The organism is Microcella sp. (genome assembly GCF_033763155.1).
Taxonomy (GTDB): domain Bacteria; phylum Actinomycetota; class Actinomycetes; order Actinomycetales; family Microbacteriaceae; genus Microcella.
Genome location: NZ_JANRKZ010000204.1, coordinates 1 through 14148, shown reverse-complemented (window position 1 = coordinate 14148; position 14148 = coordinate 1). Strand labels below are relative to the sequence as shown.

The following is a 14148-nucleotide window of genomic DNA, read 5'->3' as shown; positions in this document are numbered from 1 at the left end:
CGACTCAGCGCGCTGTAGAGCGAGGCGCTTGGGGGCGAGCTCGCCAAACACCAACGAGGCGTAGGCGACGACGAGCGTCATCGTGACGATCGCGATGCCGGCCGCAACCGGCTCGGCAATACCCGCACTCACGAGCGTGGGGGTGAGGTACGGCGCGAGTGCTGTTGCTCCATAGGCTGCCGAAAGAAAGCCCGAGAGGGTTACGCCAATCTGCACCGCCGCCAGGAAGGTGTTGGGGTCGCGAGCGAGCGCGGCAACGCGTGCTCCGCGAGGGCTGCGCTTCTCGAGCGCCGCCAATGGCGATTCGCGCAATGACACGAGCGCAATCTCGGCGGCGGCGAAGACGCCACCGATGGCGATGAACAGGGCGATGAGCCCGATGATCAGGGCAATATCGCCCATCATCGGCTCGTATGGTGACAGTCGTCCATGGCTTGATTTTCTCGGGGAGCCCTATGGAACAACTGAGGGCACCCTGCAGAAGACCCGAAACGACGAACGGCCCCGGGCTTTCGCCTCGGGGCCGTTCCCAGCCTTTGGGCCGGACTGTCTCAACCAGTTCTGTGTCACACACGTGATCACGAAGGATCTGTGCGCGAGGGGGGACTTGAACCCCCACGCCCTTTCGGGCACTAGCACCTCAAGCTAGCGCGTCTGCCATTTCCGCCACCCGCGCTGGTTGTGATCTCGCCCCTCGAGAGCGGCGTGACCGGAGACGACATTAGCACGGATGCCGCGTGCCTTCTGCGCACCGCCTCAGCGGCGCGGTGCGCCCGGTAGCGTGGAGCCCATGGCCTTCGATGCAGCGCTGAGCGACACCGCGCGCATCGCCCGCGACCTCATCCGTTTCGACACCACGAACTATGGCGAAGGTCGCAGCAATGGTGAGACCGAGGCGGCCCACTACGTCGAGGCCGAGTTGCGCGACATGGGACTCGACCCCGTGCTGATTGACGCCGCGCCGGGGCGCACGAGCGTCATCGCGCGCGTTGAGGGTCGGTACGAGCATCCTGTTGACCGCTCCCGCGGCGAGCGCCCCGCGCTCGTCGTGCACGGCCACCTCGATGTCGTCCCCGCCGACCCCGCGAACTGGAGTGTCGACCCCTTCGCGGGCGAGATTCGCGACGGCATGCTGTGGGGCCGCGGCGCCGTCGACATGAAGAACATGGATGCCATGATCCTGACCGCGCTGCGGCAGACGATCGCGGCGGGCGGCCCGAATCGCGACCTCGTCGTGGCGTTCTTCTCTGATGAAGAGAACGGGGGAGTGTTTGGCTCGCACCACATCGTGAGCGAGCATCCGCACCTCTTTGCCGGCGCGACGGAGGCGATCAGTGAGGTCGGCGGATACTCGGCCGAGATCGCCGGCCGCCGCGCCTACCTGCTGCAGACCGGCGAGAAGGCCCTCGTGTGGATCAAGCTCGTCGCCCGCGGCACGGCAGCCCACGGCTCGCGCGTCATTCGCGACAACGCCGTCACGAAGCTCGCCGAGGCGGTCGTCGCGCTCGGGCGTCACGAGTGGCCCCTGCACCTCACTGACACCACGCGGCACTTGCTCGCCGAGCTCTCTCGCTTGCTCGGCACCGACCCCGACAAGGTCGGGCCCGACGAGGTCTTGCTGCGCACAGGTACGGCCGCGGGCTTTCTCACCGCTACCGTGCGCACCACAAGTAATCCGACGCTGCTGCAGGCGGGCTACAAGCACAACGTGATTCCTGATCGTGCCGAGGCACTCATCGACATTCGCACGATGCCGGGCGAAGAAGACGCCGTGCTTGCCGAGGTTCGCGCGATCGTCGGCGACGAGATCGAGGTTGTCGTGATGCATCGCGATCTGGGCCTCGAGACGCCCTTCAGCGGCGCGCTCGTCGACGAGATGGTCGCGACCTTGCAGCGCCACGACCCCGGCGCCGAGGTGCTGCCCTACCTGTTGAGCGGGGGCACTGACAACAAGGCGCTGAGCCTGCTCGGCATCACGGGCTACGGCTTTGCCCCGCTCAAGCTGACCCCCGAGCTCAACTTTCCGGCGATGTTCCATGGAGTCGACGAGCGCGTGCCGCTCGACGCGCTCGACTTTGGGCATGCCGCCCTCGCCGACCTTCTTGGTCGATACTGAATACCGCCTCCACCCCGATCGAACGGTTACCGTGTCTCTGCTCGAAGCACTCTTCCTCGGCCTGATTCAGGGCCTCACCGAGTTTCTGCCCATCTCGTCGAGCGCTCACTTGCGCATCGTGGGCGAGTTCTTGCCCAGCGCGACCGACCCGGGTGCGACGTTCACGGCCATCACGCAGCTCGGCACCGAGCTCGCCGTGCTCATCTACTTTTGGAAAGACATCGCGCGCATCATCGGCAAGTGGTTCCGCTCGTTCGGGTCGCGCGGCGGCTCGCACTCCGAGGGGGGCGCGCGGGGCATCCCGCGCAATGACCCCGATGTGCGCATGGGTTGGCTCATCATCATCGGCACGATCCCGATCGTGCTCGTGGGTTATTTCGCGCAGGAGTACATTCGCTCGGCGTTCCGCTCGCTCTGGCTCGTGGCAATCGTTCTGATCGTTTTCGGCATCATCTTGGGCCTCGCCGACTGGCTGGGAAAGCGCACGCGCGAACTGAACGACCTCACGTACCCGCATGGCTTGCTGTATGGCGCCGCGCAGATGCTCGCGCTCGTGCCGGGTGTGTCACGGTCGGGCGCCACGACGACCATGGGTCTCGCGCTCGGGTACACCCGGCCCGCCGCGGCACGGTTCGCGTTCTTGCTCGCCGTGCCCGCGGTGTTCGGCAGCGGGCTGTACGAGCTCGTCACTGCCATTCGCGAGCCCGGGTCGAGCCCCTTCACGGGCCTCGAGATCGCCGCGGCCACGGTCGTCGCCTTCGGCGTCGGCTTCGCGGTCATCGCGGGTCTCATGGCCTACATCTCGAAGCGCTCGTTCTTGCCCTTCGTGATCTATCGCATCCTGCTGGGCGGCACGTTGCTCGTGCTGCTCTCGACGGGGGTGCTCGACCCGCTGTAGCGCCTTAGCCGGCGCCGGGCCCATCGGTCGGAGGCTCGTCGTCGCGCTTGCGCAAGTAGCGCTCGAACTCCTGCGCGATCGCTTCGCCGCTCGCCTCGGGCGCTTCGACGGCGTCGCGCGCGCGTTCGAGCTGGTCAATGTACGAGCGCATTTCGTCGTCATCTCCCGCGATGGCGTCGATGCCCTCTTCCCACTCGCGAGCCTCCTCGAGCAGGTCGCCGCGCGGAATCACGACGTCGACGAGCTCTTCGAGCTTGTCGAGCAGGGCAAGCGTCGCCTTGGGGGAGGGCGCGTTGTGCACGTAGTGGGGCACGGATGCCCACAGCGACACCGTCGGAATCCCCGCTTCTTCGGCCATTGTCGCAATCACGCTGAGAATGCCGACGGGCCCCTCATAGCTGCTGCGCTCGACGCCGAGCTCGTCGCGTACGTCGGGGTTCTCACTTGAGCTGTGGATCGCGATCGGGCGTGTGTGCGGCACGTCGGCCAGCAGGGCTCCGAGCAAGATGATGCCCGTGATGTCCGCCGTCAGTGCTTGGTCGATGGTTTCGGTGGCGAAGGTCTTCCAGCCGCGCGAGGGCTCGGTGCCGAGCAGCAGGTAGATGTTCTCGTGGTTGGTGCCGCTGACGTTCATCGCGGCAGCGCCGAGAGGGTTGTCGGTCACCGAACGCGAGCGGGGCATCCCGTCATCACCAGCCGGCCCATAGAGCGTCACGCTGGGCCAGCGCAGTCGGCGCTTGCCGTCATCGTCGAATTCGACGTGCGGGCGGTTGAGCTGAAAGTCGTAGTAGTCCTCGGGGTCGATGTCGGCGATGGGTACGACATCGAGCACCTCTTTGAGCGCACGCACGGCACCACTCGCGGCTTCGCCGGCGTCGTTCCAGCCTTCGAAGGCGACGACAAGAAGCCGCCCACTGCGGAACAGATCGCTCTGCGACACCGATGCACCTTCCTGACGCGCCCTCGGCGAGCGCCGAGGGGTCGCCCCAGGATAGAACGCAACTAGACTCATGCGTCGTGACCGCTCCGACTCCTGCCGCCGTTCTGTGGGACATGGACGGCACCATCGTCGACACCGAGCCCTACTGGATGCGCGCCGAAACCGAGCTCGTCGCCGAGCACGGCGGCACCTGGAGCGAGGCCCAGGGCATGCAACTCGTCGGCTCAGGCCTCGTGCAATCCGCACGCATTTTGCAGCAAGCGGGCGTTGCCCTCGAGGTGGACGAGATCATCAACACCTTGACCGACCGCGTGATGGTGCAGATCGAGCACGGTGTGCCGTGGCGTCCGGGAGCACGCGAGTTGATCGACGCCGTGCGCGCGGCGGGCATCCCGATTGCCCTCGTGACGATGTCGATTCGCCGCATGGCGCTGCAGGTTGCCGCGGCGATCGGTGATGACGTCTTCGCGGTGGTGATCGCGGGTGACGACGTCGAGCACCCCAAGCCGCACCCGCAGCCCTATCTGCTCGCGGCCGAGCGGCTCGGCGTGCCCATTCACGAATGCGTTGCGATCGAAGACAGCGAATTCGGGCTCGTCTCGGCCGTCGCGTCGGGCGCTGCCGCCATCGGGGTACCGCTGCACATCACGTTGCACGAGGGCCCGACGCATGAGCTGTGGCCGACCCTCGCGGGTCGCACCGTTTCTGATCTTTCTGCGGCGCTCGAGCGCCATCACCACCGTGCGACAGGGGCTTAAGCGATGACTACTCGACGCCAGAGCGGCCCGTTCGTGGAGGGCGATCAGGTGCAGCTGACCGACCCGAAGGGCCGGCTCAATACCATCACGCTCGAAGCGGGCAACGCCTTTCACAGCCACCGAGGCGTGCTGCAGCACGAGGTGCTCATCGGGTTGCCCGACGGCAGCGTCGTCGAGAACTCGCAGGGCGTCGCCTACCTGGCCTTGCGGCCCTTGCTCACCGACTTCGTCATGTCGATGCCGCGTGGTGCCGCGATCATCTACCCCAAAGATGCCGCGCAGATTCTGGCTCAGGCTGACATCTTTCCGGGCGCTCGCATTGTCGAAGCCGGGGTGGGCTCGGGCGCGCTGAGCATGTGGTTGTTGCGGGCCATCGGCGAGCGCGGTCACTTGTTCTCGTTTGAACGCCGCGAAGAGTTCGCACAGATCGCCGAGGGCAACGTCAGTGCCTACGTTGGCGCGCGCCCTGAGAACTGGACGATCACGCTCGGTGATCTTCAGGATGCCCTGCCGAAAGCCGTGCCCGCCGGCACCGCCGATCGCGCCGTGCTCGACATGCTCGCGCCCTGGGAGTGTCTCGACGCCGTCGCCGAGGCGCTCACGCCCGGGGGAGTGCTGCTCGTCTATGTCGCCACGGCCACGCAGCTCTCGCGAGTGGCGGAGGCCATCCGTCACACCGAGACCTTCACCGAACCGGTGTCGACCGAGACGATGGTGCGCGGGTGGAACGTTGATGGCCTCTCAGTGCGCCCTGACCACCGCATGGTTGCCCACACCGGTTTTCTGCTCACGGCACGACGCCTCGCCGACGGTGCCGGTCGATTCGTCAAGGCCAAGCGCCGCTCCAAGACCGAATATGGCGATATCGACGTCGAACTGTGGACTCCTGGTGCGGTGGGCGACCGCCAGTCGAGTGACAAACGCTTGCGAAAAGCCGCACGTGAAGCCCAGGCTCTCGCCGACAAGTCATCACGCCGCCCGGTAGAGTGACCGGGTGACTGCGACCACTGCGCGCTTTGTGCGCACCTCTTCTGCCCTGCTCGTAACGACCGCTCTCATCGGCTCGCTTTCTGCCTGCACCGGCACGCTCGGCGCTGCCGCGTGCGAGCCCATCGTTCCTACGGGAGAGACCGCGGGCTACGTCGAGGCTGACGGCAACTTCGGCAGCCTTCCTGAGGTTGACTTCCCGACGCCTCTGGCGAGCGATGGCACCCAGCAGTCTCTGCTGATCGAGGGCGAGGGTGACCCCATCGCCAACGGCCAGATCGTTGACTTCCAGGTGGTCTTGCTCAACGGCAACGACGGCGAAATCATCACCGCGAGCGCCTACGACGACGAAGAAGTTCCGCTGCGGCGCACCGCCGGAAGCGACATCGATGTGCTCGCCGAGGTGTTGCAGTGTGCCCAGGTGGGCTCCCGCATCGCCGTGACGGGCACCATGGCAGACGTTTTCGACGAAGAGACCTTGGCCAACATCGAGGGGTCGCTCGGGCTTAAGGCCGACGATGCCATCGTGCTCGTTGTTGACGTGCAAGCGGCCTACTTGGGCCGTGCGACGGGTCTGCCACAGTTGGGCGCCTCGGGCATCCCCGCGGTTGTCACCGCACCCAACGGGCAGCCCGGTGTCACGATTCCCAACGAAGAGCCTCCGACCGAGGTGCGCTCGCACACCCTGGTTCTCGGCCAAGGCGCCACCGTCGAAGACGGCGACCGCGTGGTCTTGCACTACACGGGTCTCTTGTGGAGCACCCAGGCCGTCTTTGACTCCAGCTGGGAGCGCGAGGCCCCCGCGACGTTCACGATCACGAGCTTTGAGAACGACCCGAACGGCATCGTGCCCGGTCTCGCCGAGGGCCTCGTGGGCCGAACGATCGGATCGCAAGTGATTGTCGTGATTCCGCCGGAGTTCGGCTATCCCGCGGGGCAAGCTCCGGCCTCGATTCCCGACGGCTCGACGATGGTGTTCGTCGTTGACCTTCTCGGAATCGAAGACTAAGAGCGCAATGGCCGCGTCATCGCGACGAATCCCGGTCGAAGAACGTCTCTTTAGCCTCGTGCTGGCTTTGCTCGCGACCGAGCAGGGCCTCACGAAGGCAGAGATTCTGTCGACGGTGACGGGCTATTCGGCGCGATATGACAACGCCTCCGACCGTGCAAACCTTGAACGGCAGTTCGAGCGCGACAAAGAAGAGTTGCGTGACCTCGGGGTTCCGCTCGAGACGGTCGATGCGGTGGGCGCCGAAGGCGACACCAAGCTTCAGCGCTATCGCATCCCGCCATCGCGCTACCAGTTGCCCGACGACATCGAGTTCAGCCCCGAAGAGTTCGCAATGCTCACGCTCGCGGCACAGGTCTGGCGCGAGGGTTCGCTGTCGACCGACTCACGGCGCGCGCTGACAAAACTTCAGTCGTTGGGGGTGCAGCTTGACGACAGTGTCATTGGGTTCGCCCCGAGCATCCGCACGCGCGATGCCGCTCACGAACCCCTTACCGCCGCTATCGACCGCGGCCAGCAGGTTCGATTCGCCTACCTCAAGCCCGGTCAAACCGTCGCCGACGAACGCACCGTGTCTCCGCTCGCTCTCGTTTTTCACGAGGGGCGCTGGCATCTGCACGCGCACGATGACGTCGTGGATGCTCGCCGCACCTTCTTGCTGCGCCGCATCGTCGGCCCCGTCTCGGCATCGGGGTCACCCGCCACGACGCGACCCGACCACAACGAATCGGCACGCGCCCTCGACGAGCTCGACGCCCTGTGGCGCTCGACGGTGGCGACGGTTCGCGTGCGCCCGGGCAGCGAGGCCGACATCGTCATGCGCAACCGCCCGGGCACCGACGAGGTCGCCGACGGCCTGCAGGTACACGCGACCGACCTCGACATTCTCGCCGACGAGCTCGCGGCCTTCGGAGCCGACATTCAGGTGCTTGCTCCCGACACACTCCGCGAGGGTGTTGTCGCCCGGTGGCAACGGGTGGTGAGTGCGCATGGCTAAGCGAACCGCGCCCCTGACGGCGCCCGACAAGCTGGGTTTCTTGTTGGCGCTCGTGCCTTACCTGATTGATCAGGTGCGGGTGACCGTCACCGAAGCAGCCGAGCACTTCGGCACGACGGCCGACGAGATGCGCAAAGCCGTCATGCTCATCGCCATGAGCGGCACCCCGGGCGCCGACGGAACCTACACGCACGAGACACTCTTCGACATCGACTGGGACGACTTCGACGAGCGCGACATCATCCGCTTTCGTGCGGCACCCATGGAGGAGAAGCCCCGCTTCTCGTCCCGCGAAGCGGCGGCCCTGCTCGCCGGGCTTCAGCGGGTCGCCGCGCGCCCGGAGTTTGCGGCGCGCGTCGACATCGTCGCGCTCATGGCCAAGCTTGCTCGGGGATCGACCGGAGAGCCGGCGCCGCTTGCCGTGCGGGCCGCCGAACTCGCCACAATTCAGGCAACACTCGTCGACGCCGTCTCATCGGCGCGTCGCGTGCGTATTGACTATGTGAGCACGCGCGGCGAGCGCACAGTGCGCGACGTCGACCCGATGAGCCTCGAGGGTGTCGATGACTCATGGTATTTGCGGGGTTGGTGTCTGACGCGGGATGCCGAGCGCACGTTCTTGCTCGACCGCATGGCGAGCGTCGAGGTGCTGGGCGCCGCTGAGCAGCACGAGGCGAACACCGGCGCGGACGAGCTGTTCCAGGGCGCCGACACTGACGAGCGCGTCACCCTGGCCATTCCCGTGGCCGCGCTTCCGCTCATCGCCGACTACCGCGGCGCGGGCGACCCCGTGCGCATCGAGGGGGAGCGCGCGGTCGTGACGGTGCGCATTGCTCACGCGGGCATCCTCGGCCGAATCGCCGCCCGCGTTGCGGGCGCCCTTGAGGTCATCGAACCGGCCACCGCCCGTGACGCGCTCGTTGCCTGGGCTCACAACGCGCTCGAGGCCCACACGCCTTAGGCATCCTGTTCTCAGGTTCTTCAAGGGCCTGCCGTCCTGTTCGACGCAGGGGAGCGGGATACACTGAAAGCCTGCTCACCGGAAAGAACGGGGAATCATGTTCGGCAACCTCAATGGCTGGCACGCAGTCATCCTCCTGGTCGTCATCTTGCTCCTTTTCGGTGCCCCCAAGCTTCCGGCGCTGGCGCGTAGCTTGGGCCAGTCGATGAAGATCTTCCGCAGCGAGGTCAAGAACCCCGAGGTTCCGAAGGCCGACGCGGCTGACGGCTCGGCGGCAGCGACGGCGAAGGTCGACGAAACCGACGCGCCCTCGCAGAAGTAGCTCGTGGCGGGGCGTCAACCCCGGACTCGCAACGCCGAGGGCCGGATGTCTCTTGGCGAGCACCTGATCGAACTGCGCAAGCGCATCACCATCATTGCGGTCGGCATTGTTGTCGCCGCGATCGGTGGGTGGCTACTGGCTCCTCCCGTGTGGGCTGCGCTGAGCCAGCCATTGCTCAAAGTGGCCGAGGCCCAGGGGCGACAGGCCACGATCAACTACACGGCCGTCACCGAAGCGTTCGACACCCAGTTCGCGATCGCGATTGTCTTGGGTGTCGTCATCTCGTCTCCGTTGTGGCTCTACCAGGTGTGGGCGTTCATTGTTCCCGCGCTGCACAAACGAGAGAAGCGTTACGCGATCGGCTTCTTGAGCGCGGCCCTTCCGCTGTTCTTGGCCGGATGCGCCGCCGGATGGTACGTGTTGCCACACATTGTCGAACTATTGACAGGCTTTGCCGCGTCAGGAACCACGACGTTGCTCACCGCAAAGTTCTATCTCGACTTCTCTCTCAAGCTCATTTTGGCGATCGGTATCGGTTTCGTTTTGCCCGTCATTCTCGTGGTGCTCAACTTCGCCCGCGTGTTGTCAGGGCGGGGGATCTTGATGGGATGGCGATGGGCGATTCTCGCAATCACCGTCTTCACCGCCCTCGCCACTCCGGCTGCCGATGTCGTGTCGATGTTCCTGCTGGCCATACCCATGGTGGGCCTGTACTTCTTGGCGGCGGGAATCTCGGTGCTCAACGACCGACGTTTCGCCAAGCGCGAGGCGGCGATGAACGCCGAGTACGGCATCCGCGTCGATGAGTGACGACGGCCCCAGCCACGCTGAGCGGTTCGCGGCGCAGCGCGAGCTGCGGTCTCTGCCACGGCTGCGCGCCTTCCGTGATGGCCTGACAATCGAACTCGACCCTTTTCAGCACGCGGCCTGTGTGGCGCTTGAGCAAGGGCGAAGCGTGCTCGTCGCGGCTCCCACGGGCGCCGGCAAGACGATCGTTGCTGAGTTTGCCGTTTTCTTGGCCATGTTCGAGGCGAACGCCAAGATCTTCTACACCGCGCCCATGAAGGCGCTCAGCAATCAGAAGTACACCGAACTCGTCGCCCAATACGGTGCAAGCGAGGTGGGGTTGCTCACGGGAGACACCAACATCAACGCGCGGGCGCGCATCGTGGTCATGACGACCGAGGTGCTGCGCAACATGCTCTATGCCGATAGCGACCTGCTGACCGACCTCGCCTATGTCGTGATGGACGAAGTGCACTATCTCGCCGACCGCTTTCGCGGCGCGGTGTGGGAAGAAGTGATCATTCACTTGCCGCAACACGTGCGCATGATCTCGCTGAGTGCGACGGTGTCGAACGCCGAAGAGTTCGGCGACTGGCTGCAGGCCGTGCGCGGCGACACCGACGTGATCGTCAGCGAGACGCGCCCCGTGCCCCTCGACCAGCACGTGCTCGTGCGCTCGAAGCTCGTTGACCTCTTCGACTCGTCGGGCAAAGCGGCCACCAACCGCGTCAACCCCGAGCTCATGCAACTGGCACGAGCGGGCGGACACGTGCCGCACCAGGGTCGGCAACACCACCCTCGACGGTGGGAGAAGCGGCCAGGGGGAGACGGCAAAGCTGATCGCGCCGAGATCGTGTCGATGCTGGGCGCCCGCAATCTTCTGCCAGCGATCTTCTTCATCTTCAGTCGCGTGGGGTGCGATGCCGCGGTCAAGCAACTCGTGCGCTCGGGCATTCGACTGACCGATGCCGCTGAGCGCGACGAAATTCGGCAAATCGTCGAAGAGCGGTGCCGCACCTTGCGCGACGACGACCTCGCGGTGCTCGGCTATTGGGAGTGGCTCGACGGTCTGCAGCGCGGCGTCGCGGCGCACCACGCCGGCCTGCTGCCCGCCTTCAAGGAGGTCGTAGAGGAGCTCTTCCAGAAGAAGCTGTTGCGCGTCGTGTTCGCGACCGAGACCCTCGCCCTGGGCATCAACATGCCGGCGCGCACGGTCGTGCTCGAGAAGCTCGAAAAGTTCAACGGCGAGGCACGGGTTCCGATCACGCCCGGCGAGTACACGCAACTGACGGGTCGTGCCGGGCGACGAGGCATCGACACTGAAGGCCACTCGGTCATCCAATGGACGGGCGGTCTTGACCCACAAGCGGTCGCCTCGCTTGCCTCGCGACGCACCTACCCGCTCAACTCCAGCTTTCGGCCCACCTACAACATGGCCGTCAATCTCATCGAACAGTTCGGCCGTGAGCGCACTCGCGAGGTGCTCGAATCGAGCTTCGCGCAGTTTCAGGCTGACCGCGCTGTTGTTGACCTCGCGCGCACCGTGCGCAAGAACACCGAGGCACTCGAGGGCTACGCCAAGGCCATGACGTGCCACCTGGGCGACTTTCAGCAGTACTCCGCCCTGCGTCGCGAACTGAGCGACCTTGAAAGTGGGGCGCGGCGCTCGGGCGAACCCGGGCAGAAGGCCGACAAGCTGCGCCGCCAGAAGCAGATCGAAGGCGTGCGAACGCGCATGCGCAAGCACGCGTGTCACGGATGCTCCGATCGCGAAGCGCACGCGCGGTGGGCCGAGCGCTGGTGGCGTCTGAAGCGCGAAACCGACAAGGTCAGCCGTCAGATCACGGGCCGCACCGGAGCGGTCGCAGCCGTGTTCGACCGCATCACTGACATTCTCGCGGAGCTCGAGTATCTGGAACACGATGAACACGGTCGGCTCGGCCTCACGACACACGGGCGATCACTGCGCCGCATCTACGGGGAGCGCGACCTGCTTGTCGCCGAGAGCCTTCGGCGCGGTCTGTGGCGCGATCTCGATGTGCCGTCGCTCGCAGCGATGGCCACAGCGATTGTGTTCGAGGCCCGTCGTGACGACGGCCAGGCACCGGAGTATGCCCTGCCGCGTGGGGCTTTCCGCCCCGCGCTCGAGCGCACGCAAGAACTGTGGGCCCGACTCGACGACCTCGAGCGTGAGCACCGGCTGCCGGGCAGTGAGCCCCTCGCCACGACCCTCGCGCTGCCCATGCATCGCTGGGCCGCCGGAGGCTCGCTCGATGCGGTGTTGCGCGACGCTGATCTCGCGGCCGGCGACTTCGTGCGCTGGACCAAGCAGACGATCGACTTGCTCGACCAGATCTCGATCGTTGCTGACGGGCCAGAAGGGCGCACCGCCCGGAGTGCTCTCGATGCCATTCGACGCGGCATTGTGGCCTACAGCTCGGTCGCCTGAGCTTCGCGCTGAGACCGGTCGCCTAGGATTCTTGCTCGTGACCTCGCCGACTTCTTCGTTGACCCCGGCGCCGACGACTGAAGCTCCACCGCTCGGGCTGGCACTACTCATGGCGGTCACCGGCGGCTGGCTCATGGATCTCGGTTATCCCGATCTCGCCTGGTGGCCGTTCACGATCATCGGCACTGCGCTCGTGCTTGCGAGCTTGCGGGGGCGCAGCATCGGGGGAGCCCTGCTGGTCGGTGCTGTCAGCGGCTTCGCATACTACGGCGTACTCATCGAGTGGCTCACGGTATACCTCGGTGTCGTTCCGTGGCTCGCGCTCACCCTGGCACAAGTGGTCTTCACCGCGGTGGGTGGCGTTCTCATCACGCTGGCCTGGCGCTGGGTGCCGCGAGCATGGCCCGGCGTGGCGGGGCGACTCGTGCTCACGCCGGCCGTCGTCGCCGCCGCGTGGACGACACGCGAAGCTATCGCCAGCGTGTTTCCGTTCGGCGGCTTCGCCTGGGGCCGACTTGCCCACAGCCAAGCCGACGGCCCCCTCGCGCACTGGGCCGCCTGGGTCGGCTTCTCGGGGCTGACATTCCTCATCGCCTGGTTCTCGGCCATGCTCGTCGCCGTCGCGATCGAGCGGGAGGTCGGGATGCTGCGCCGTGGCATTCTCGTTGCCGGAGCATCCGCGGCTCTTCTCGTGTGGCCTGCCGTGCCCATCACGATCACGGGCACCATCTCGGTGGCCGCGGTGCAGGGCGACTCTGACTCGGGCCTCTTCGCTCAATACGAGCAAGGGCAAATTCTTCAGGATCACTTCGACGCGTCTCGCACGCTTTTCGATGAGAACCTCGACCTCGACGTGGTCGTGTGGCCCGAAAACGCGAGCGACCTCGACCCCTTGCGCAGCGAGTATGCGGCCTCGGTTCTCGACCTCGTGAGCACGCAACTCGACGCCCCAGTCGTTGTCGGAACGATCACGGTTGACGAAGACGAGTCGTTCAACTCGGTGCTGGTGTGGAAAGCGGGGGAGGGAGCCGTCGACCAGTACGACAAGGTGCATCCTGTGCCGTTTGCCGAGTACTTGCCGGCGCGCGACTTCTTCTATCCGCTTGCCCCGAGTCTGTTCGACCTTGTTCCGCGCGACTACTCATTCGGCCAGCGCGACACCGTCGTCGACTTGGACGGTGTCATCGCCGGGATCTCGATTTGCTACGACATCGTCGACGATGACCTTCTCGCTCGTCAGATCGATGAGGGCGCTGAGGTGCTTCTTGCTCCCAGCAACAACGCCGACTTCGGCGTCAGCGACCAGAGCGTGCAGCAGCTCGCGATCGCTCGCTTGCGAGCCATCGAAGCGGGGCGGTCGCTCGTCAATGCGTCGACCGTCGGCGCGAGTGCCATTGTGCTTCCTGATGGCTCAACGCTCGACAGCCTGCCGCTGTTCACCCAGGGCACGATGGTGCAGCAAGTTCCACTGAGCGACACCGTCACTCCCGCGCACGCGCTCGGGCGCACGCTCGAGTGGGGCGTCATCCTGTTCGGGCTCGCGGCGATTGCACTCGGGGCTGTGCTCGGTCGTGGGCGGCGCGCATGATGCGCACGCTCGTCGTGGTGCCGACGTATAACGAGGCCGAGAGCATCCGCCCGATCATTGCGCGCATTCGGGCGGCACTTCCTGACGCATCTGTTCTGATCGTCGATGACAATTCACCCGACGGCACGGGACGGTTGGCCGACGACATTGCGGCCGCCGATCATCAGGTCGAGGTGTTGCATCGCCCCGGCAAGGCCGGCCTTGGCGCGGCGTACCTGCAGGGCTTTGCGCGCGCCATCAACGACGGCTACGACGCCGTTGTCGAGATCGATGCCGACGGCTCGCACGACCCGGCAGAATTGCCGGCGATGGTCGAGCTTCTGAGCTCCGAGAACGC

General features: G+C 65.9%; 14 protein-coding genes and 1 tRNA gene. 12 read left to right on the top strand and 3 right to left on the bottom strand.

The features are described from left to right. On the bottom strand, positions 1-405 hold a 405-nt coding region (locus SFU54_RS08950), incomplete at its 3' end, for a CNNM domain-containing protein (protein ID WP_319015935.1). A gap of 187 nt (positions 406-592) precedes the next feature. After that, a tRNA-Leu gene (locus tag SFU54_RS08945) sits at positions 593-676 on the bottom strand. Between the two features lie 114 nt (positions 677-790). On the opposite strand from SFU54_RS08945, the gene SFU54_RS08940 reads away from it, so the two are divergent. Together SFU54_RS08940 and SFU54_RS08935 are read left to right on the top strand one after the other, a co-directional pair. Then, positions 791-2116, top strand: a complete 1326-nt coding sequence (locus tag SFU54_RS08940; RefSeq protein WP_319015934.1) for a M20/M25/M40 family metallo-hydrolase — start codon at positions 791-793, stop codon at positions 2114-2116. A gap of 31 nt (positions 2117-2147) precedes the next feature. Continuing rightward, on the top strand, positions 2148-3014 hold the full coding sequence (locus SFU54_RS08935; RefSeq protein WP_319015936.1) for an undecaprenyl-diphosphate phosphatase: 867 nt from the start codon (positions 2148-2150) through the stop codon (positions 3012-3014). A 4-nt stretch (positions 3015-3018) separates the two neighbouring features. Here SFU54_RS08935 and SFU54_RS08930 read toward each other — a convergent pair whose 3' ends face one another. Continuing rightward, a complete protein-coding gene (locus tag SFU54_RS08930) occupies positions 3019-3954 on the bottom strand; it encodes a PAC2 family protein (RefSeq protein ID WP_319015933.1) in 936 nt (311 codons plus the stop codon). 77 nt (positions 3955-4031) lie between these two features. On the opposite strand from SFU54_RS08930, the gene SFU54_RS08925 reads away from it, so the two are divergent. From SFU54_RS08925 to SFU54_RS08880, 10 genes are all read left to right on the top strand, one after another. Next, positions 4032-4712 carry an HAD family phosphatase gene (locus tag SFU54_RS08925; protein ID WP_319015932.1) on the top strand — a complete coding sequence of 227 codons (681 nt, stop codon included), beginning with the start codon at positions 4032-4034 and terminating at the stop codon, positions 4710-4712. A 3-nt stretch (positions 4713-4715) separates the two neighbouring features. Further along, entirely contained in the window at positions 4716-5702 is a 987-nt protein-coding gene (locus SFU54_RS08920; protein WP_319015931.1) for a tRNA (adenine-N1)-methyltransferase, read from the top strand. Positions 5703-5706: 4 nt separating this feature from the next. Further along, positions 5707-6708, top strand: coding sequence for an FKBP-type peptidyl-prolyl cis-trans isomerase (locus SFU54_RS08915; protein ID WP_319015930.1), 1002 nt, complete (start codon positions 5707-5709; stop codon positions 6706-6708). A gap of 7 nt (positions 6709-6715) precedes the next feature. Next, positions 6716-7705, top strand: a complete 990-nt coding sequence (locus tag SFU54_RS08910; protein WP_319015929.1) for a helix-turn-helix transcriptional regulator — start codon at positions 6716-6718, stop codon at positions 7703-7705. Further along, on the top strand, positions 7698-8666 hold the full coding sequence (locus tag SFU54_RS08905; protein WP_319015928.1) for a WYL domain-containing protein: 969 nt from the start codon (positions 7698-7700) through the stop codon (positions 8664-8666). The genes SFU54_RS08910 and SFU54_RS08905 overlap by 8 nt, the downstream gene beginning before the upstream one ends. A gap of 97 nt (positions 8667-8763) precedes the next feature. Beyond that, positions 8764-8988, top strand: coding sequence for a Sec-independent protein translocase subunit TatA (gene tatA, locus SFU54_RS08900; RefSeq protein ID WP_319015927.1), 225 nt, complete (start codon positions 8764-8766; stop codon positions 8986-8988). Between the two features lie 45 nt (positions 8989-9033). Then, complete coding sequence (gene tatC / locus SFU54_RS08895; RefSeq protein ID WP_319015926.1) at positions 9034-9798, top strand: twin-arginine translocase subunit TatC; 765 nt, start codon at positions 9034-9036, stop codon at positions 9796-9798. Beyond that, positions 9791-12223 (top strand): DEAD/DEAH box helicase, encoded by a 2433-nt coding sequence (locus SFU54_RS08890; protein WP_319015925.1) that lies wholly within the window; start codon positions 9791-9793, stop codon positions 12221-12223. The genes tatC and SFU54_RS08890 overlap by 8 nt, the downstream gene beginning before the upstream one ends. Before the next feature lie 37 nt (positions 12224-12260). Beyond that, complete coding sequence (lnt, locus tag SFU54_RS08885) at positions 12261-13811, top strand: apolipoprotein N-acyltransferase (protein WP_319015924.1); 1551 nt, start codon at positions 12261-12263, stop codon at positions 13809-13811. Next, positions 13811-14148 (top strand): glycosyltransferase (locus tag SFU54_RS08880; RefSeq protein ID WP_319015923.1); only part of this gene is annotated, 338 nt, incomplete at its 3' end. The genes lnt and SFU54_RS08880, both read left to right, overlap by 1 nt.